At 55.9% G+C, this 594-nt stretch carries 1 protein-coding gene; it reads right to left on the bottom strand.

The genetic code is table 11. From position 1 onward, the window contains the following. A partial coding sequence (locus Q5L94_RS13305; protein ID WP_317498847.1) for a hypothetical protein occupies nt 1–535 on the bottom strand: 535 nt, incomplete at its 3' end. Nucleotides 536–594 lie beyond the last annotated feature (59 nt).

The following is a 594-nucleotide window of genomic DNA, read 5'->3' on the forward strand; positions in this document are numbered from 1 at the left end:
CTTCTTGCCACATACGGGTGGGCCAGCTCTGAGCCTGTTTTTCGAAAGTCGCCACTTCGCTTTGCGGAAAGACAAAGACCCCATCGCAGTGCCGACGCCGGAAATAGCCATCCTTTGGGGTGAAATCGAGTCCTCCCAAGAAAGCGATTACACAGGGTCGTTCGTTGTCTACATGCATGATCGTGCGCCGCAACTGAGCCCCAAGCGGCCCATATACCCGGCTCGTGACAATTGCCTTGTGGCTGCGCGCAAGCATTAACTGCTGAAAAACATTCTTGCCCTGAAGTGCGTGATCCGGCCCCTCAGGCAAGAGCAGGGACATTTGCCGATAGGACAATGCATTTTCACCTACCAACCACCCCATTTCAACCTTCAGGGAGGGGGCCGCCGCGCGCAGGCAATCCCGCATTCGCCGGGCAAAGATCAGGGTAGAATCGTCGCTGAATAATAGCAGCACCGGGCGGTCTTCAAAGGGCACGACCGAAGCCGGGAGCGCCGAAGCTTCGGTCCGCTCAAGCGACGAATGTGATGTCATTTGGTGGCCTTTACTTTAGCGTTTCTCGCCATGGCTTCACGAATTTCTGTCTCGAAACG

The sequence above is a fragment of the Idiomarina sp. Sol25 genome, from assembly GCF_033052775.1.
Taxonomy (GTDB): Bacteria; Pseudomonadota; Gammaproteobacteria; order Enterobacterales; family Alteromonadaceae; genus Idiomarina.